Here is a 19327-nt window from a genome sequence, read left to right on the forward strand (position 1 = left end):
TGCCCTGTGTGGCATTAATAACTTTTTAACCGGGCGCGCCGAGCATGGGCTTGTGTGTGAACAGCTTCGGAGTTGCCATGCTTGCCCTGACCCCCACCCGTGAGATTGCGCCGCGCCAGCGCTACGCGGCCACTTTTTTCACCGAATGCTTCATCGACGAGCTGGCCCGTGCCGCGTGGCGCGACCCGGTGCAGTACCGGCGCGAGATGCTGCCCGGCACTTCTCGGCTGCGCCGTGTGCTCGACGAAGCAGCACGCATCTCGGGCTGGAGCCGGCCACTGCCGGTGGGCCGATCACGCGGCATTGCGCTGAGCGTGGCGCTGGGCGCCGTGGCCGCGCATGTGGCCGAGATGTCGGTCGACGACCAGGGTGAGCCGCGGGTGCACCGCATCGTGGCGGTGATCGACTGCGGCAGCGGCGCACCCGCAGAGGCGGCGCGCCGTCGTTTGCATCAGAGCTTGCACGACCGCTGGGGTGGCTCAGGCGTGCATGTGCCGCAGTTTGACCTGCGCTTTCTGCCCAGCGAGGCGCCGGCCGTCAGCGTGGAAGAGGCGGCCGCAGGTGCGGCACCGGCCGTGGCCAATGCGCTGGCGGTGCTGCAAGGGCGGCGTGGTGTGGAAAGGCTGCTGTCATGAAGACGCGCCACAAGATGTTCTCGTTCGCGACCATGATGATCTTGGCGCAGCGGCGTCATGCCGCACGGTTGGTGGCGCATGCCAAGAACCACGCTGCCAGCCGTGCCTCAGAACAGAAAGGGCAGGAAGCGCCGGCTCGTGCGCATGTACTCGGCATAGGCCGTGCCGAAATGCTGCAGGCACTCGGCTTCGTCACGCAACGCAGTGAGCAGGAGAGCGATGCTTGCGCCGCCGGCTAAGGCGGTGCTGAGCGGGGTGATGTCTTTCAGGTAGGCGCCCCAGGTGAGGTAGAGCAGGGCGGCGTACATCGGGTGGCGGATGTAGCGAAAGATGCCGCTCGTCACCAGCGCCGAGGTCTTTTCAAACGGCAGCAGCTCAGCATCGGCACGTGCCTCGGTGGGCCTGCCGATGGCCTGCAGCAGGCGCACAGCCTGCACCACCAGCACCAACGACGCGACCAGCAGCAGCCAGGAGGCCATCTGCCGCGGCGAGAGCGGGTCGACCGTCCACATCGGGAAGTTGATCAGCACCAGGGCCAGCATCATTTCCCACGCGAAGAAGCGGTAGAAGCCGTGCGAGCGCGGCTTGAGCAATGCGTGCCGCGAGACGTAAAGGAAGAAGGCGCTGCCGACGATGAAGAGGGCGATCTCGATCATCTGGCGTGCTCCGGCATGGCGCTGGGCAGAGTGGCTTCAAAGGCTGGCGGCTCGGCTTTTCGGCCGTTGACGAAGGTGGCTTTCACACGCTCTGAGAGGTGAAAGTAGCTGGCCCAGATGCACAGGGCAAGCAGGCTGCGCGTCAGCTCACCCCAGTCCTTGCTGGTGATGTCCTTGGCAGCGCTTGGAATGCTGTATACCAGCGCGAGGTCTATGCCACGGATCAGGAAGCTGCCTGCCAGCACGCCGATGTAGAGCGCCGGTGCGCCGCGCCGCTTCTGGAAGAACATCACCAGCAGCAGAACCGAGAACACCAGGTAGCCAAGGTTGGCCGCCAGCTCGAACAGCAACGCCGGCGCCCACATCGCGTGGTAAGCCGTCGTGCCCGCGGTGGTGAGCTGCGCCCATGTGTCTGCCGCATACGAGGGCAGCAATTTGTTGGTCTCGAAGACCAGCCGGATGGGCATCACCACCGCGCCCAGGGCGGGCAGCAGCAGCCAGCCGCCTATGCCTTGCAGCCTGTTTGCAAAAGTAGCACGCGGCAGCGCCGGTGGGTCGTGGCGATAGACCTTGAGCGCCAACCAGGTGAAACCCGCCAGCATCAGCGCGCCGAGCAGGGCGATCGTCCAATTGAAGCGGTCCATGCCGGTGAGCGCGGCGACGGGCGGGGCATCCTCTCGCTTGTAGAGCATGAAGTCGACAAGGTCGCGTGCTCTGCCGAGGTTGGCTGCATAGCGCGCCGTGTCGGCGGGCGCCACGTGGTCGGCGCGCGATCGGAAGCTGTCGACCAGCGTCAACACTCTGTTCTTTTCTGACTTCTTGCGCTCGAACTCGAAGCTCGCGTCTTCGATGCGGGTGTTTTCGGTGCGGAGATCCCAGGCTTCGGGCAACCTCACTTCGGTGGTGTGTGTGAGCTTCACCGGGTGAGCCAGGCCCAAGGGGCTTTGACGAATGGATTCCCGCGGGCCGCGCAGGTACTCGTCGACCTCGGGTACATGGATCGCGGCTTCGAGGCGCTTGCGCTCATTGGCGCGCTTCCAGAAGTCGGTGATCAGGTAGTGCTCGGTGAGTGTCAGACGGTTGTCGCGCTCGTCTTCTTGCACGCTCATGGGCGCATCGAGCGTCAGCTTGGGGTAGTAGCGCGCGTAGAAATTCAAGTAGCGCTTCTGCAGGTCTTCGCGGTTTTCGGTGGCGAGCGTGCTGCGCAGGCTTTCGGCGCTCATGCCCTGCACGACGGTGGTCACCGTATAGCGCACGGGCTGGTCGAAGCCGGCCTGGGCTTCAAACAGGGTGTGGATGGTGCGCGTGGACACATGGGTGTCGTTGGCCATCGACGACAACTCGCGCGTGCCGGGGTCGATCACGAGGGCGGCTTCGTAGTCCGGCTGATAGAGGTGTGCCAGGTCGCCCTTCTGGGGTGAGCGCGTGGGGTCTAGCCAGTAGATGCGGTCGGCTATGCGGGCCTGCACCAGCACATGGTTGAAGGCGTATGGCGCCGGCTGCAGCTCGCGGATGCCTCGTCGCTGCGAGGTGCTCACCAGCGCTGCGCGTGCCTCAACACCCAGGCTCTGCAGCAAGGTCATGGTCAGGAGCGACTTGTCTTTGCAGTCGCCAAAGCGCCGCTCCAGCACCTTTTGCGGCGCACTGGGGGCGTGCGAGCCCGGGCCGATCTCGACTCCCATGTAGCGGATCTCGCGCTGCACGAATTGCAGCGCGGCCAACAGACGTTCTTCAGGCGAGGCATGGGCTTTCGCGATGCGATCGACCTCGGCTTGCAGCGCCGGGCTCAGCTGCGACGGCAGCCGGTAGTAGGGCACGGCCCAGCGCGCCACGGCCTGCCAGTCCTTGAACTCGCCCCATTCCACCGACGGGTAGGAATCAAACCAGTTGGGGGTGTCGGACTCGACCACCCGCGCCGTGAGGTCCTTGCTCTGCCACACGTGGTCGCGGTGACTTCCGCGCTCGGTGACCGCCGCTTGCAGGGTGCTGTTGCGCGGCCGCAGGTCAAGCGCGCGGCCCTGGGGCCACAGCAGGCGTGCGTACATGTGATGCACCGGCACGTTCCACTGCAGGTCGAAGCGCCCGAACTGCAGGTTGCCGAACACTGGGTTGCTGCCGCGCAATGAATAGGCGTATTCGACGATGTCGCCCACGCGGATGTCGTCGAGAAACACATTCGCTGTCTTGCTGCCATCGAAGATCAGGTACTCGAGCTCTTTCTCACGCTGCAGCACCTTGACCGACGCGGTGGCCAGCTTGGGGATGACGCGCGCGCCGCGGCGCACCTGGATCATGTGCAGCGTGAGCCCCTGGTACGAGGGATCGAAATGGATTTCGACATGCGCCACCGACTCGACCCCGCGCTCGTTGAGCGCCTTGCTGGCCACGTGCCGGTAGTGCACTTTGTCTTGCGCGTCGACGCGGGTTTGCGTGTCGATCAACAGGTAGTAGGTGCCATGGCTGATCTGCTCGGTGGGCGTCACCGCCGGCTCGGTGGGTGCGAGCGGCTGTACCCAGGCCGGTATGGGGGCGACATTGAAATCGGGCGAGGCCGCGAGGGCGCAGCCCATGCCGAGCCAGCAACAGGCCAGCGCGACCAGGCGTCGCCAGGCAGACCCGCAGCGAGGCGGGATTGGTCGAGTGTTCAAGAAGGCTCCCTCGCTTTGCGTTGTAGCTGCTTTGTAGCCGCTTTGTGGCTTACACAAGCGCAGATCGGCTGTGGCGCACGCGCGCGCAGCCGATTCTTTCACGAGAAGCAGAGGGCCCCAGCTGTTGGCCGGGGGCAGGCGATCAGGCCTGGATCACACCACCCCGAAGGCTGCGGTCAGCGCCGCCGGCAGAGTAGACCGATGCCGCGCGCTCGCGCGGCATCAGCACGTCCATCGCGCGGTCAAGTGCGGCGGTGGCGCGGGCAAGTGACTCGCGTTGCGAGGCCACCAGGCCGCCAGCGAGCTTGAGCCGCTCGCGCAGGGGCGGGGGCACGGGGCCGCTGCGGGCGGCGTGGGTGAAGTGGTCGACGGCACGCGCCAGGGCGCGGTGCAGCTCGGTGGCGTGGTGGTCTATGGCCACGCTGTCGTTGGCGCGCAGCGATTCGCCCAGTGATGCGAGCTGGGTCTCTACCGCGGCGAGCGTGGTTTCGAGTTCGGGGCTAGCCATGAGAGGGGCTGGCGTATTCATTGTGATGTCACCCAAGGTGAGCTGGCGGATGCGCACACACGGCGCTCAGTGTTGCGGCTTGCCCAGCACTTCGTGCGCGTTGGCGATCAGCCTGTCTGCGATCTTCTCGGCGTTGATTTCGAACTTGCCGTCGCTGATGGCCTGCGCAATGCGGGCCACCTTGTCGGCGTCGAAATCAGAGTTGTTGCCGGTCGACAGCAGCGTGGCCGCGGTGTTGGACAGCTCGACCTTGGCGCTCGCGTCGGTGGTGTGGGCCGCCGCCTCCTGGGCCTTGGCTGTTTCGCCAGGCTGGGTGCGTGCTGGCCCGACAGGGGCTACGCCTGCGGGTTTATCTGTGGGATTGCCGATTTTCATCATGTGCTCCTTGGGCCTGAGCCAAACCCAAACCTTTCAACATGGACGGTGTATCGGCCCGTCCGGCGCTGGACTTTAGGAATTTCTTTCGAATTGTGGGTGTGGCGCCCAAATTTCACAATGCGATCTCCAGCTGTCGCTCTGCGACTGGCATGCCCGACACCACGCGGCCGCTTTCGGTGCGCACGCGGGCCGGCTGCCCTTCCATCCCTGCCGTGACGGCTTCACCTGCCCCGGCTACCGCAAAACCATTGCCTGCCGCCCTGATCTGCACCTGGTCGCCGGCGGCAAACCACTGGCGGGCCTTGAGGCTGCTCGTGCGCAGGCTCTGGCCGGGCGAGGCCGGGCGGGCCAGGGTTCTCCCCAGCAGTGCAGCCTCGTTCGTGACGGGCGGGTTCATCAGGTCATCGGCCAGATTGACCTCGGCTTGACGAAAATCGGTGGCCGTCAGCACATGGCCTGCTGGCAGGGCGCCGGTTGAGACCAGCGCCGGGCCAAAGACGTTCACCGTCACCGGCATGTAGACGTTCCAGGCCGTGACGCCTTTCACACAACGCAGGCCCACGCGGGTCTTGCCCCACAGGCGGGCACCGCCGGGCAGGTAGGCCCGCACTTCCGTGCAAGGCGTGAGACGCAGGCGGGCGTCGAGCCGGCCGGGCACGACTTCGACCTTGGGCATGCCGGCAGCGGCCACCTGCGCCGCGACGAAACGGCGCACCTGGTCGACCAGCGAGTCGGTAAGGGACTGCGCGTGCGCGCCACCTGCACAGGCGCACAGCCAGGCGGCCAATAGGAAACGTGGCAGGAAACGCGGCAGGAAACGCAATAAGGGCAGGGTCTTCTTCACGCTGCCACTTTAGAAGTGACAAGCCCTACCCAAGACGCGGAAATGGCAGAGAAAGGGCCGGCTATTCCCGCTTATGTTTTGAAACATGCTGCTCACAATCCTTTCACATCACCCCATGGGTTTTGTCTTGGGATCCAACATGCTGAACAGTCTCACCAGTACGCTCGACTTCCACGGCCAGGCACTGAGCCTGCGCTCGGAGCGGCAGCGCCTGATCGCCGGCAACATTGCCAATGCCGACACGCCCGGCTTCGTGGCCCGCGACATGGATTTCACTGCCGCGCTGCGCCAAGCCACCGGCCAGATGCAGGGCGCCCCGGTGTTGGCCGCCAGCCAGCCGGGCCACATCGGTGGCGCTGATTCGACCACCGCCGCAGTGCAAGCCAACCTGGTGTATTCGACACCCAGCCAGACCAACCTCGACCGCAACACGGTCGACATGGACCGCGAGCGCGCCAGCTTCGCCGACAACTCGGTGCGATACGAAGCCACGCTGCGCTTCATCAACGGCAACGTGCGCACCATGCTCGATGCCATCAGGGGGCAGTGATGAAGTCGATCTCTAACTTGCAGCCGGCCGAGCGCCGGGCCGCTCCCAAGCCGGCCGGCATCCCCTCGGGGGAGCGGTCGATGTACGCATCGGACGAGGGGTTGTCATGAGCATGTTTCAGATCTTCAATGTCTCAGGCAGCGCGGTCAGCGCGCAATCCCAGCGCCTCAATGTCGTCGCCTCCAACCTGGCCAACGCCGACACCGTGGCGGGCCCCGATGGCACGGCCTACAAGGCGCGGCAGGTCACCTTTCAAACCGAACTCATGGGCCAGGCGGGCCAGCCCGCGGGCGCTGCCGCTGCGGGCGTGAAGGTCAGCAACATCAGCGAAGACCAGACTCCCGGCCGCCGCGTGCACGACCCCAAGCACCCGAGCGCCGATGCCGATGGCTACGTGACCTACAGCAACGTGAACGCAGTGGAAGAGATGGTCAACATGATCTCGGCCTCGCGCTCATACCAGAACAACATCGAAGTCATGAACACGGCCAAGACGCTGCTGCTCAAGACCTTGCAGATGGGTCAGTGACCCACCTCTCACCTGACAAGGAACCGCCATGGCCGTCACCAACATTCAATCCACCTACGCCGAGCTGAACAGCAAGTCGAGCGTCGTCACCGCCAACGAGGCCGGCAGCGCCGACCGTTTCTTGAAGCTGCTGGTGGCGCAGATGCAGAACCAGGACCCGCTGTCGCCGATGGACAACGCCCAGGTCACCAGCCAGATGGCGCAGATCAACACGGTGACGGGCATCGAGAAGCTCAACACCACGGTGAAGGGCCTGCAAGGGAACTTCACGCAGATGCAGGCGCTGCAAGGCGCCACGCTGGTAGGCCGAGACGTGGTCGTGCCCGGCAACAAGATCAGCGTGGCCGACGGCATCGGCCAGGGCGGCTTCGAGCTCAACAGCGCGGCCGACAACGTGAAGGTCGAAGTGCTGAGCGCAGCCGGCCAGGTGATCGACACCCTGAACATCGGCGCGCAAACGGCCGGCTTGCACAGCTTTGACTGGACGGCCGGCAACAACGCCACCAACGGCGTGACCTTCCGCCTGGAGGCCACCAGCGGCAGCACCAAGCTTGAGGCAACTGCGCTGATGCGTGACCGCGTCAAGGCTGTCAACACGTCGGGCGATAGCCTGAGCCTGGAGCTTGCGAGCTCGGGCAACGTGGCCTACAGCAAGGTCAAGGCTTTCAACTGATTCCGGCCGATTCGGCTCTTAGAAAGGACACTCCATGGGCTTCCAGCAAGGTCTCTCCGGTCTGAATGCGGCGAGCAAAAACTTAGAGATCATCGGCAACAACGTTGCCAACGCCAACACGTTTGGCGCCAAGTCGTCGCGCGCCGAGTTTGGCGACGTTTACGCTGCGGCCCTGGGCGCGGGCACCACCAACAACGTCGGCATCGGCGTGAACGTGCTGGCCGTGACGCAGCAGTTCACCCAAGGCAATATCACCACCACTGCCAGCTCGCTGGACCTGGCCATCAATGGCTCGGGCTTCTTCGAGGTGAGCCAGGGCGGGCAGACGCTGTACTCACGCAACGGCCAGTTCCAGATCAACAAGGACGGCTACATCGTCACCAACAACGGTGGCCAGTTGCTGGGTTACCCGGCCGACGGCCAGGGCGTGATCCAGCCCGGCTTGGCCGGGCCCCTGCAGCTGCCTACAGCGGGCATCAACCCCGCGTCGACGACCCGGATCGACATGGAGTTCAACCTCGACTCGCGCGCGGCCACCACGCTGCCGGCGAGCGCGCCTCAGTTCAGCACGAACGATGCCAGCACCTACAACAACGCCACCTCGCTCACCGCCTACGACGACAAAGGCCAGAACGTGGCGCTGACCTATTACTTCCAGAAGGCCAGCACCGACACCTGGAATGTGTACGTCACAGCCAACGGCACCTCGGTGGCGCTGGACGGCGCAGGCGACCCCGCCCCGCTGACCACCATCACCTTCCCGAGCAACGGCGGCTCGCCGCTCGCGCCGGCCGGCCGGGTGACGCTTGACGTGCCAGCCTCCGTCAACGCGGCGGGTGCCGACACGCTGGCCATCCCCGGCATTCAGCTCGACCTGTCAGGTGCGACGCAATACGGTGCCGGCTTCGGCGTCACCAACCTCACGCAAGACGGCTACGCGCCGGGCCAGCTGTCGGGTCTCTCGATCGAAAAAACCGGCATCGTGATGGCCACGTACTCCAACGGCCAGTCCAAGCCGGCCGGCCAGATCGAGCTCTCGACCTTCCGCAACACGCAAGGCCTGAAGCCGCTGGGCGCCAACCTGTGGTCACGCACTTTCGAGTCGGGCGACCCCGTCGTGGGCACGCCGGGCCAGGGCAACCTGGGGGTGCTGCAGTCGGGCGCACTTGAAGAATCCAACGTCGACATGACCGCCGAGCTGGTCAACATGATCACCGCGCAGCGCATCTATCAGGCGAACGCGCAGACCATTAAGACGCAGGATCAGGTGTTGCAAACGCTTGTGAATCTGCGTTGATGAGTGATTGAGATTGATCGTGTGTCGCTTGTTGTCCGCCTGCCACCACCCGCTCAGCCTGACCCTTCGACAAGCTCAGGGCAGGGTCCGCTTCGCGGATCGAAGGCCTGTGCCGCTGCGCGTATGTATTTCTTCCGGTCTTGCTCGACGGCGCCGGGTAGTCGCCCCGGCGGGCGAGTCACTTTCATTTGTCGCGCCAAATGAAAGTAACCAAAGCAAAGGCGCTCTCCATCTGTCACAGCTGCGTGGCTGCAAGCTACGGCCTGTCAACGCCATGCTGAAGACAAGCCGCACACCTGCTGCGATTTCTTCTCCACTCGCCTCGCTGCGCCTCGGCGCGTTGACAGGGAATGTTTGCGCAGCAAACGACCGTATTGCTCTTGGGCCCCTTCAGAGCCGTCGAGCAGCGCAGGGCTTTGCGGGGGCGCGCATCAGCGCGCCTCAACAACTGACTTCGGGCAGTTGTTTGAGCGCAGCGGCCGCAGGCCGCGAAGTGAGTTCTGCCCGACCCGCAAAGACCGAGCAGCGCAGAGCAGTCGGCCCTAGGCCGACCGGTGACGAGGGTCGCCTTTCTTTTGGTTCCTTTTCTTTGGCGAAGCAAAGAAAAGGGACTCGGCTGTCGGGACGAAAGCCCGACGCGGCCTTACGCGGTGAGCAATTGCGATTCGCGAATAGCGGAACAGGCCTTCGATCCGCGAATGCGTACCCTGCCCTGAGGTATCGAAGGGTCAGGCTGAGCGGCTGGGGGTGCGAAGGCCACCCTGAACAAGGAGCAATGACATGGACCGCATGATCTACCTGTCGATGTCTGGCGCCAAAGCCATGATGCAGCGCCAAGACACTCTGGCCAACAACCTGGCCAATGTGTCGACGCCGGGCTTCAGAGCCGAGCTGCAGGCCTTTCGCGCCGTGCCCGTGCAAGGCAGCGGCGCCAGCACCCGCGTCTACGCACTCGAAACCACACCCGGCTACGACGCCAGCCCCGGTGTCGTGAGCAACACCGGGCGCAACCTAGACGTGGCCGTGAAGGGCAACAGCTGGCTGTCGGTGCAGGCACTCGACGGCACCGAGGGCTACACCCGCGGCGGCGCGCTTGACATCAACAACGAAGGCACCCTCGTCACCCGCAGCGGCTTGCCCGTGATGGGCGACGGTGGCCCGATCCAGATTCCTGCCAACAGCGAGGTGAGCATCGGCTCCGACGGCACCATCAGCGCCAAGAACGCCAGCACCGGCAAGAACACCGCAGTGGGCAAGCTCAAGCTGGTGACGCCCGAGACGGCGCTCGAGCGCGGCGAAGACGGCCTCTTTCGTGCTCCTGAAGGCGAACTGGCCGCCGACCCCACCGCACGCGTGCAAGACGGCGCGCTCGAAGGCTCTAACGTGAGCGCCGTCGAGACCATGGTGTCGATGATCACCGCGGCACGCCAGTTCGAAGCGCAAATGAAGATGCTGCAGACAGCCGAAGGCGACGAGAAGGCCGCGGCTCAACTGCTCTCGATGGGCTGACCCGTCGCACCACCCGTCGCACCCCCCATCACACGATAAGGAGCATTCAACATGATGCGTTCCCTGTGGATCTCGAAAACCGGCATGGAGGCTCAGCAAACCCAGCTGGACCACATCTCGAACAACCTGGCCAACACCGCGACCAACGGCTACAAGAAGTCGCACGCGGTGTTCGAAGATTTGATGTACCAGAACCTGCGCCAGGCCGGCGCCAACAGCACCGAGCAAACGACGCTGCCCACTGGCTTGCAAGTGGGCTTGGGCACGCGCGCCGTGGCCAGCTCGCGCAGCTTTACGCAGGGCAACCTGCAGCAGAGCAGCAACACGCTCGACGTAGCGGTGCGCGGTTCGGGCTTCTTCGAGATCCAGATGCCCGACGGCACGCCCGGCTACACGCGTGACGGCTCGTTCCAGGTCAACTCGCAAGGCCAGCTCGTCACCAACAACGGCTACACCGTGCAGCCCGGCATCACCATTCCGGCCAACGCACAGACCGTGACCATAGGCTCTGACGGCACCGTGAGCGTGGCCGTGCAAGGACAGACCGCGCCGCAAACGGTGGGCCAGCTTCAGCTCGCCAATTTCGTGAACCCGGCCGGCCTGGAAGCCAAGGGTCAGAACCTCTACGTCGAGACCGCGGCATCGGGCACGCCCACCGCTGGCACGCCGGGGCTCAACGGCCTGGGCGCCTTGCAGCAAGGCTTCGTCGAGACCTCAAACGTGAACGTGGTCGAAGAGCTGGTCGGCATGATCCAGACGCAGCGCGCCTACGAACTCAACTCCAAGGCCATCCAGACTTCAGACCAGATGCTGCAACGTCTGGCGCAGTTGTGATGAAGGCCTGGCTGCTGGCGGCCGCCTGCCTCGTGCTGGGTGGTTGCGAGACGCTGTACGGCGTGCCCAAGGTCGACGTGGCCGGCTCGCCCAAGGTTCGCCCCGCTCCGGTCGAAACACCGGTGGTGAGCAACGGCTCGATCTTTCAGGCCGGGCAGTACCGCCCGCTGTTCGAAGACCACCGCGCGCGCCTGGTGGGCGACACCCTCACCGTGCAGATCGTGGAGAAAGTCGCAGCCAGCCAGAAGAGCACGACCTCCATCGACAAGAGCGGCTCCATCTCGGGCGGCGTGACAGCCTTGCCAGGCATCCGCCCGGCCGCCTTTGCGCGCGCCACGGTGGAAGGCAGCTCGGCCAACACCTTTGCCGGCAAGGGTGGCACTGAAAACACCAACGACTTCTCGGGCACCATCACCTCGATCGTGACGGAAGTCTTGCCCAACGGGCATTTGCTCATCACCGGCGAGAAGCAGATCGGCGTGAACCAGAACGTTGATGTGCTGCGCTTCTCGGGCCAGGTCGACCCGCGGGCCATACAGCCGGGCAACACCGTGGCGTCTGCGCAGATCGCCAACGTGCGCGTGGACCACCGTGGCAGAGGCGCCCAGGCCGATGCCAACGGAATAGGGTGGTTGGGGCGCTTCTTTTTGAACGTTCTACCGTTCTAAAGAATTCCAGAATGGCAGCAACCAGGACTGCTGCCACATGGAAACCACACAAGACAAGCTGCTCGAAGCATTGATCAAGGCCCTGATCGGGCTCACGGTCATGGTCGCCACTGCCGCCCTGTGGTGGCCCTTTTCGGCACACGCCACACGCCTCAAGGAAGTGGCCGCCGTTCAAGGCGTGCGCAGCAACCAGTTGGTGGGCTACGGCCTCGTCGTTGGCCTCGACGGCACCGGCGACCAGACCACCTCGGCCCCCTTCACCGCTCAGAGCCTGGCAGCCATGCTGCAGCAAATGGGCGTGACCGTGCCCGCAGGCACCAACATGCAGATCAAGAACGTGGCGGCCGTGATGGTCACCGCGCAACTGCCGGCGTTTGCACAGCCCGGCCAGACCATCGACATCAGCGTGGCGTCTATGGGCAATGCCAAGTCGCTGCGCGGCGGCACGCTGATCGCCACGCCACTGAAGGGCGCAGACGGCCAGGTCTACGCGCTCGCGCAAGGCAACCTGATCGTGGGCGGTGCGGGTGCTTCGGCCGGCGGCTCCAAGGTGCAGATCAACCACCTGAGCGCGGGCCGCGTGCCCGAAGGCGCCACGGTCGAGCGCTCGGTACCCACCCCCCTCAACCAGGGCCAGAGCCTGCAGCTCGACCTGAACGCCAACGACTACAGCACCGCACGCGAAGTGGTGCGCGCCATCAACGCCAAGATGGGTGACGGCACCGCCCGCGCCATCAATGGCCGCGTGATCCAGGTGCGCATGCCCGAGTCGCCTGAGATGCGGGTGGCCTTTTTGGCCGACATCGAAAACCTGCCGCTGGAGCTTGCCGCGCCCGCGGCCAAAGTGGTGGTCAATGCACGCACCGGCTCGGTGGTGATGAACCAGAGCGTCTCTTTGAGCGCCTGCGCCGTGGCGCATGGCAGCCTGTCGGTCACCATCAACAGCACGCCGGTGATCAGCCAGCCCGGGCCGTTCTCCAAGGGTGAGACGGTGGTGAAGGAAAAGGCCGAGATCACCATCAAGCAAGAGCCTGGCGCGCTGATTCAGCTGCCGGCCGGCACCAAGCTGGCCGATGTGGTGAAAGCGTTGAGCGCGCTGGGTGCCACGCCGCAAGATCTGCTGGCGATTCTTCAGGCGATGAAAACCGCCGGTGCGCTGAACGCCGAGATCGAGGTCATATGAGGCCCCCACGCTCACTTCGTTCCGTGAGTTGTTGCTCGATGGGTCGCGCTTGCTTCGCTTCGCGCTCCGAAAGACTGGAGGTTTGACATGGCCATTTCATCTGGCTCCCCCATCGGTGGCGGCGACATTCGGGCGTTGGCGAACCTGCGCAACACGGCTTCGACCGACCCGAAGGCGGCGGTGCGTGAAGCCGCCAAGCAGTTCGAAGGCATCTTCATGCAGCAGCTGATGAAGAGCATGCGAGAGGCCACGGTGTCGTCGGGCATGCTCGACAACGCTGGCACCAAGATGGGCACCGAAATGCTGGACACGCAGTTCGCCACCCAGATGACAGGCTTGCGCGGCGGCTTGTCGGAAGTGATTGCGAAGCAGCTCGAAAGACAGCTCGGCGAGCCGCTGGCCAACATCGCGGCTGATGCCACGGCGGCCACTGCTGCTGCCACGCCCTTGGCCAAAGAAGCCGCCAAAGAAGCAGGCAAAGAAACGCCCAAAGAAACGCCCAAAGAAACGTCCAAAGAAATAGCCGTGCCGCTCAGCCACAGCCTGCAAGGCAAAGACAGGCAGATCGGTTTCCTGAAGCTGCACGACAGCGCGGCCAAGGCGGCCGAAGCCGCCACCGGCATACCGGCCAACTTCATGGTGGCGCAGGCCGCGCATGAGTCGGGTTGGGGCCGCCATGAGATCAAGAACACCGATGGCACGAGCTCGTTCAACGTCTTCGGCATCAAGGCCGGCAGCAGCTGGAAGGGCCCGACCACCGAGGTCACCACTACCGAGGTGGTCGATGGCCGGGCGCACAAGGTCAAGGCCAAGTTTCGAGCCTACGGCAGCTACGAAGAGGCCTTCACCGACTACGCCAAGATGATGAAGAACAACCCGCGCTACTCGAAAGTGGTGCAGAGCGGCGCCTCGGCGCAAGGCTTTGCGCAGGGGCTGCAAAAGGCGGGCTATGCGACCGACCCGGAGTACGCCTCCAAGCTCACTCGCATGATCAACACCACGTTGCGCCTGCAACGCATGGCATGAAGCCCCCACGCTCACTTCGTTCACTGCCCCCGGAGGGGGCGCCGGCCGCCTTGGGGCGGCCCGGCGTCGGCCTGCTTGCCATTTCCCACTCGCTTCGTTCGGGGATGAACTGACATGGGAGCATCAACTCTGATGGGCATCGGCACGCGGGCGATGTTCGCCAACTTCGCTGCGCTGCAGACCACCGGCAACAACATTGCCAACGCCAACACCGTCGGCTACTCGCGCCAGGAAGCGCAGCTGGAAACCGGCAAGGGCCAGTACACCGGCGCCGGCTTCTTCGGCCAGGGCGTCAACGTGGCCACGGTGGCCCGCTCATACGACCGCTTCCTGACCAGCCAGGCCGCCGTCACCAACTCGTTGGCCGCTGCCGACAACACGCGCATGTCCCAGCTCACTCAGCTGGAAAGCGTGTTCCCGCTGGGCGAGGCCGGTATCGGCCAGGCCGCACGCCAGGTGCTCGACGGTTTTGTCGACGTGGCCAACAACCCGCAAGATCCGTCGGCTCGGCAAGTGGTGCTCACACGCACCAAGGAGCTGGCGGCACGCTTCAAGACGGCAGGCGAGCAGCTCAACACCTTGCAGGCCGGCGTGTCGCAAGACATCAAGTCGGACATCGCAAGCGTGAATGCGCTGGCGGGCCAGGTGGCCGACCTCAACAAGCAGATCTCGGCGCTCAACGGTGCAGGCCATTCGCCCAACGACTTGCTCGACGCACGAGACAGGCTGGTGGGTGAAATCGGTGGCTACATCAACGTCACCTCCATCCTGGCCGATGACGGCACGGTGGGCCTGTTCATCGGCGGCGGCCAGTCGCTCGTGCTGGGCAGCACGTCCAGTACGCTGGCCGCGGCACCCGATGTGTACGACCCGTCGAAGTTGCAACTCGCGCTGCGCTCCGGCAGCCTCAACAGCCTGGTGCCGACTGACAGCATCACCGGCGGCTCCATCGCCGGCCTGGTGCGCTTTCAGAACGAAGACCTGACCGATGCACGCAACCTGCTGGGGCAGATTGCCGTCGCCATCAGCGGTGCCATCAACCAGCAGCAGGCCCTGGGTCTGGATGCCGGTCAGCCGGCGAGCGCAGGCGCGCCGATGTTCTCGGTGGGTGCGCCGCGCTCCCTGCCGGCCTCGAGCAATGCCGGTGACGCCGTGTTCGCCCTGTCGGTCAGTGATTTCACCCACGTGCAGGCCAGTGACTACGAGCTGCGCTTCGATGGCAGCGACTATTCGCTCACCCGCTTGTCTGATGGCATCACCGCCGTCGGCAGCCCCTTCTCGCCCGCAGCCCTGGCGGCAGGCGTGCAGGTGGACGGCCTGACGCTGCAGATGAACTCCGGCACCTCGGCTTCGGGCGATCGTTTCCTGCTGCAGGCCGTAGGCCCTGCTGCAGCCAACATGCAGGCCGTGCTCAGCGACCCGAAGGGTCTGGCGGCGGCCTCGGCCGTGACCGGCAGTTTCGCCGTGACCAACACCGGTACGGCCACTGCGGCGTCACTGGGTGTGATCGACTCGACGGCCTACGACCCGACGCTGACAACACGCGTCACCTTCAACTCGAACACCGGTGACTACAACTACGACATGCTCGACGCGAGCAGTGCCATCGTTGCCAGTGGCACCGGCACCTGGACGGCCGGCACGCCCATCACGCTCAACGGCTTCTCGCTGCAGCTCAACGGTGTGCCGCGCAACGGCGACGTCGTCAGCGTAGCCCCCACCACTTCCCCGGCCGCCAACAACGGCAATGCCGTGTCGTTCGTGGCGCTGGGCAGCGCGGCCTTCGTCGGCGCGCAGACCCTGGGCAACGGCACGCTGGTGCCAGGCCGCACCATCACCGACGCCTATGCCAGTGCGCTGTCCGACATCGGCGTGCGGGTGCAGAGCGCCAAGTCTTCTGCGGGCATCTCGAGCACCATCGCCTCGACGGCCGAGACGGCGCGCGTCAACAAGGCGGGCGTCAACCTTGACGAAGAAGCCGCCCGGCTGATCCAGTTCCAGCAGAGCTACCAGGCTGCGGCCAAGATGCTGCAAGTGGCGCAAACGGTGTTCGACACCTTGCTCCACATGGCCGGCCAGTAGTTTTCTTTTTTGACTTGAGAACCCCCTCATGCGCATCAGCACAGCCAACACCTTCGACGCCTCGGTCGACTCCCTGGTTCGCCGGCAAAGCGCGCTCTCGACCGCGCAAGAGCAGCTGACCACCGGCAAGCGTGTCAACCGCGCGAGCGACGACCCGGCCGCGGCGGCCCGGGCCGAGCGCGCGCTGGCCGCCGAGCTGCACACCGATGCCACGCAGCGCGCCGTCAATGCCAGCCAGAACGCGATGACGCAGGCCGAGGGCGCGATGGGCGACGCGACCGGCTTGTTGCAGCAGATTCGCGAAGCCTTCGTGGCGGCTGGCAATGGCAGCTACAGCGACTCAGAGCGCCGCGGTGTGGCCGACAAGATCGCCGGCCTGCGCCAGCAGCTGCTGGCGGTGGCCAACCGCCAAGATGGCGCGGGCACCTACCTCTTCGGCGGCCAGGCGGCCGACCATGCCCCGTTTCTCGACTCAGCCGGTGGCGTGACCTACCAGGGCACTGCCGGCCAGGTCGATGCTGCCTCGGGCGACCCGCTGCCGCTCACCGTCGACGGGCAAGCGGCCTGGATGAGCGCGCGCACCGGCAACGGCACCTTCGTCACGACGCCCACGGTCAGCACCGGCAGCGCCTGGATAGACACCGGCCATGTGAGCGACCCCAGCGCGCTGACGGGCTCCAGCTACAGCCTGGTGTTCGCCAACACCGCGGGCGTGGTCACCTACTCGGTGCTGCAAGATGGCGCGCCCACGGCGGTGGCCGGCTTGCCGTACAGGTCCGGCCAGGCCATCGCGGTCGATGGCCTCTCGGCCACTGTCACCGGCGTGCCGGCCGATGGCGATGTGTTCGACCTCACGCCTTCCACCGCCGACCTGAACCTCTTCACCGCGCTCGACCAGGCCGTGAATGCGCTCAACACGCCGCTGCGCAGCAGCTCGCAAATTGCGCAGAGCAATTCGACCTACCTCGCCGCGGTGGATGCGGCCATGATGCAGATGGGCTCGGTGCGCAGCCAGGTGGGCGAAACGCTCAACCGCATCGACAGCGCCACCGGCCGCCTCGACGACCTGCGCCTGGCCAGCCAGACCGACCGCAGCAACGCGGAAGGGCTGGACATGGTGAAGGCAATTTCCGACTTTCAGAACAAGCAAACGGGATACGATGCAGCGCTCAAGAGCTATTCGCTGGTGCAGAAGATGTCGCTCTTCAACTACATCACCTGAGGCTTGTGCGTGAACGACAACACCATCCTCGGCCAGGTTGCCCTCGGCTACTCCCCGTTCATCGACCGCAGCCGCGCCGTCACCGCCACGCGACTGACCGTCTTCCCGCTGCACCCTGAAGTGACGCCAGATGTGGCCCAACTGCTGCATGCCGTGGGGGGCGTGTGGCCCGCCAGCGGCGGCAAGGCTTCGCTCAACGTGTTGAGCGAAAGTCTGCTGCAAGACCTGATGCGCGCCGCGCCCTCACCCAACTTGATGGTGGAGGTGCCGGCTTTCATGGCAGTAGACACGAGCAATATCGTTGCGCTGCAAAACCTGCATGCCGCCGGCACTGTGCTGCTGATCAAGGGCCGCCCCTTGCGGGAGCTGCCGCGCGAGGTGCTGCCGTGCTTCACCTATTCCATCATCGACCTGGCCGATGACCGCCGCATCAACGAAGCCGGCGGTGAAGTACCGGCGGGCGTGGTGCGCAACATACCGCACGTGCAAGCCGGCGTGCGCACGCTGGTCGAGCTGGAAGGCAGCTTTACCCGCGGTGCTGCTGCCGTGCTGGGTTGGCCGATCGACGACGCCATCAACATGTCATTGAGCAAAGGCAAGCAGCCGCAAAACGACTTGCAAGTGATCGTGGAGCTGATCCAGCGCGTCGACAAGGAAGAGCCCATCGAAAAGCTCGAAGCCACCTTGAAGCGAGACCCCTCGCTCGCCTTCAAGCTGATGCGCTACATCAACTCACCAGCCTTTGGGCTGCGGGTGGAGATCAGCTCTTTCCGTCACGCGATCATGATGCTGGGCTACCAGCGCTTGAAGCGCTGGCTCGCGCTCTTGCTGGCCACGGCCGGCAAAGACAGCAACATGAGACCGGTGATGTTTGCAGCGGTGCGCCGCGGATTGCTGATGGAAGAGCTGGTGCGTTCGTCGGGCGACGAAGAAATGCGCAATGAGATGTTCATCTGCGGCGTGTTCTCCTTGCTCGACCGCATGTTCAAGCAGCCGTTCTCCGAACTGCTGAAGACGATCCCGGTGCCGGAGCGCGTGTACCAGGCACTGGTCGATGGCACGGGGCCGTATCAGCCGTACTTTGCGTTGGTGCAGGCGGTAGAGAACGAATCGCTGTACGACTTTCGCTCGGCGGCCGAGACCTTGATGCTCAGCGTGAGCGAGATCAATCGCTGTGTGCTGAGTGCGCTGACCGCGGCTTCGCAAGTGGAGTGATGCGGCGGCCCTTGGAACCAGCGGCAACCTTGTTGGCGTCGAGTCAGGTTTGTGTCTGGACGTGAGCGTGGATGCCGTCGGCAACCGCAGCCAAGCTGCCGCACCGGAATTGTCACTTCGGCGCCAACCCGCAGTGGCGCACGCGCTGAACGCGCGTTTTCCGGCGTTGAGCCGCAGGCCCTGGTTGATGTTTGCTCTTCCCGCTAATCAAATACCCTGGTTTACGTGAATAGTGAGTGGACGACTCCTCGCCGCATGCTGCCGCTCCCCCGTCGACCTGCCGCCCTCGCTGAACGTGTGGAACTTGGGCGATGGCGGGCATCCCCGCCCCCTAAATTCCCATGCCTCGCGATCGACCAGGCAGGGCACAACCAGTTGGAGACATTGATGACTGCACGCGTCCAAGAAAAGACTTTTTCCCCGCTGATGAAGCTGGCAGCGAGCGCCTTGCTCGCCGTGGCCAGCCTCTCGGCCCACGCGCAGAACCTGCGCCTGATGCCCATGGGTGACTCGATCACCGCCGGCGTCGGAACATCCAGCGGCAATGGCTACCGAGGGCCGCTGTGGAATCAACTGATCAATGAAGCCAGCAGCCTGAATTTCGTCGGCTCGCGGCGCGACGGCAACTTCGCCGACCCCGACAACGAAGGCCACTCGGGCTGGAAGATCAACGACATCGCAGGCATCGCCAACGGCATGCTCGCGACCTACCAGCCGAACATCATCACGCTGCACATCGGCACCAACGACATCAACGGCAACTTCGAAGTGGCCACGGCGCCGGATCGCCTGTCGGCGCTGATCGACCAGATCTTCACGGCCTCACCCAATGTGACGTTGCTTGTGGCAACCATCATCACCGCCTCCAAC

Annotated in this window: 19 protein-coding genes; 14 read left to right on the top strand and 5 right to left on the bottom strand. The window is 64.8% G+C overall.

Going from position 1 to position 19327, the window contains the following annotated elements:
• Positions 1-77 precede the first annotated feature (77 nt).
• On the top strand, positions 78-635 hold the full coding sequence (locus tag AC30QB_RS12585) for a hypothetical protein (RefSeq protein ID WP_489546563.1): 558 nt from the start codon (positions 78-80) through the stop codon (positions 633-635).
• Positions 636-742: 107 nt separating this feature from the next.
• Here the strand turns inward: AC30QB_RS12585 and AC30QB_RS12590 are convergent, their stop codons facing one another.
• The 5 genes from AC30QB_RS12590 to flgA all read right to left on the bottom strand — a co-directional run bounded on the left by AC30QB_RS12590 (position 743) and on the right by flgA (position 5669).
• Positions 743-1291, bottom strand: coding sequence for a methyltransferase family protein (locus AC30QB_RS12590; RefSeq protein ID WP_489546564.1), 549 nt, complete (start codon positions 1289-1291; stop codon positions 743-745).
• Entirely contained in the window at positions 1288-3939 is a 2652-nt protein-coding gene (locus AC30QB_RS12595; protein WP_489546565.1) for a DUF3857 domain-containing protein, read from the bottom strand. Before AC30QB_RS12595 ends, AC30QB_RS12590 begins: the two co-directional genes overlap by 4 nt.
• Before the next feature lie 142 nt (positions 3940-4081).
• Positions 4082-4447 carry a hypothetical protein gene (locus AC30QB_RS12600; protein WP_489546566.1) on the bottom strand — a complete coding sequence of 122 codons (366 nt, stop codon included), beginning with the start codon at positions 4445-4447 and terminating at the stop codon, positions 4082-4084.
• 66 nt (positions 4448-4513) lie between these two features.
• Entirely contained in the window at positions 4514-4822 is a 309-nt protein-coding gene (gene flgM, locus AC30QB_RS12605; protein WP_489546567.1) for a flagellar biosynthesis anti-sigma factor FlgM, read from the bottom strand.
• A 115-nt stretch (positions 4823-4937) separates the two neighbouring features.
• Positions 4938-5669 carry a flagellar basal body P-ring formation chaperone FlgA gene (flgA, locus tag AC30QB_RS12610; protein WP_489546568.1) on the bottom strand — a complete coding sequence of 244 codons (732 nt, stop codon included), beginning with the start codon at positions 5667-5669 and terminating at the stop codon, positions 4938-4940.
• Between the two features lie 139 nt (positions 5670-5808).
• On the opposite strand from flgA, the gene flgB reads away from it, so the two are divergent.
• The 13 genes from flgB to AC30QB_RS12675 all read left to right on the top strand — a co-directional run.
• Positions 5809-6219, top strand: coding sequence for a flagellar basal body rod protein FlgB (gene flgB, locus AC30QB_RS12615; RefSeq protein ID WP_489546569.1), 411 nt, complete (start codon positions 5809-5811; stop codon positions 6217-6219).
• A gap of 106 nt (positions 6220-6325) precedes the next feature.
• Positions 6326-6748: a flagellar basal body rod protein FlgC gene (flgC, locus tag AC30QB_RS12620; protein ID WP_489546570.1), complete on the top strand. Its 423-nt coding sequence runs from the start codon at positions 6326-6328 to the stop codon at positions 6746-6748.
• A 28-nt stretch (positions 6749-6776) separates the two neighbouring features.
• Positions 6777-7421 (top strand): flagellar hook assembly protein FlgD, encoded by a 645-nt coding sequence (locus AC30QB_RS12625; RefSeq protein WP_489546571.1) that lies wholly within the window; start codon positions 6777-6779, stop codon positions 7419-7421.
• 34 nt (positions 7422-7455) lie between these two features.
• A complete protein-coding gene (flgE, locus tag AC30QB_RS12630) occupies positions 7456-8718 on the top strand; it encodes a flagellar hook protein FlgE (protein ID WP_489546572.1) in 1263 nt (420 codons plus the stop codon).
• A 780-nt stretch (positions 8719-9498) separates the two neighbouring features.
• On the top strand, positions 9499-10227 hold the full coding sequence (gene flgF / locus AC30QB_RS12635) for a flagellar basal-body rod protein FlgF (protein ID WP_489546573.1): 729 nt from the start codon (positions 9499-9501) through the stop codon (positions 10225-10227).
• Between the two features lie 51 nt (positions 10228-10278).
• Positions 10279-11061: a flagellar basal-body rod protein FlgG gene (flgG, locus tag AC30QB_RS12640; protein ID WP_489546574.1), complete on the top strand. Its 783-nt coding sequence runs from the start codon at positions 10279-10281 to the stop codon at positions 11059-11061.
• Positions 11061-11729 (top strand): flagellar basal body L-ring protein FlgH, encoded by a 669-nt coding sequence (locus AC30QB_RS12645; protein WP_489546575.1) that lies wholly within the window; start codon positions 11061-11063, stop codon positions 11727-11729. The genes flgG and AC30QB_RS12645 overlap by 1 nt, the downstream gene beginning before the upstream one ends.
• A 37-nt stretch (positions 11730-11766) precedes the next feature.
• Entirely contained in the window at positions 11767-12912 is a 1146-nt protein-coding gene (locus tag AC30QB_RS12650; RefSeq protein ID WP_489546576.1) for a flagellar basal body P-ring protein FlgI, read from the top strand.
• Between the two features lie 87 nt (positions 12913-12999).
• On the top strand, positions 13000-13938 hold the full coding sequence (gene flgJ, locus AC30QB_RS12655; protein WP_489546577.1) for a flagellar assembly peptidoglycan hydrolase FlgJ: 939 nt from the start codon (positions 13000-13002) through the stop codon (positions 13936-13938).
• Positions 13939-14052: 114 nt separating this feature from the next.
• Positions 14053-16020: a flagellar hook-associated protein FlgK gene (gene flgK / locus AC30QB_RS12660; protein ID WP_489546578.1), complete on the top strand. Its 1968-nt coding sequence runs from the start codon at positions 14053-14055 to the stop codon at positions 16018-16020.
• Between the two features lie 28 nt (positions 16021-16048).
• Entirely contained in the window at positions 16049-17242 is a 1194-nt protein-coding gene (gene flgL / locus AC30QB_RS12665; protein WP_489546579.1) for a flagellar hook-associated protein FlgL, read from the top strand.
• Positions 17243-17251: 9 nt separating this feature from the next.
• Entirely contained in the window at positions 17252-18457 is a 1206-nt protein-coding gene (locus tag AC30QB_RS12670; protein ID WP_489546580.1) for an EAL and HDOD domain-containing protein, read from the top strand.
• A gap of 387 nt (positions 18458-18844) precedes the next feature.
• The coding region (locus tag AC30QB_RS12675; protein ID WP_489546581.1) for a GDSL-type esterase/lipase family protein at positions 18845-19327 on the top strand (483 nt) is incomplete at its 3' end.

It is taken from the genome of Rhizobacter sp., from assembly GCF_046595475.1.
Taxonomy (GTDB): Bacteria; Pseudomonadota; Gammaproteobacteria; order Burkholderiales; family Burkholderiaceae_C; genus Rhizobacter.